A 241-nucleotide genomic window follows, 5' to 3' on the forward strand; every position below is an offset into this window, starting at 1 on the left:
CCAACAAGATCCTGCGCGCCTTCCTGCACTCGAAAGGCGTTGAAGATAAAGATATTGAAGAGGTCTACACCCCATTTGGACATAGCGATTACCAGACCATCGTCGCCAGTATCAAAAAGTTCTCCACGGGCGGCAAAGCGGCGGTGGTCTCCACCATCAACGGTGATTCCAACGTGCCTTTCTATAAAGAACTGGCGAACCAGGGGCTGAAAGCCACGGACGTGCCGGTGGTGGCGTTCTC

General features: G+C 53.9%; 1 protein-coding gene. It reads left to right on the forward strand.

Going from position 1 to position 241, the window contains the following annotated elements; genetic code table 11:
• A partial coding sequence (locus B4920_RS27670; RefSeq protein ID WP_145954656.1) for a transporter substrate-binding protein occupies positions 1-241 on the forward strand: 241 nt, incomplete at both ends.

This window comes from Zoogloea sp. LCSB751, from assembly GCF_002028455.1.
Taxonomy (GTDB): domain Bacteria; phylum Pseudomonadota; class Gammaproteobacteria; order Burkholderiales; family Rhodocyclaceae; genus Zoogloea.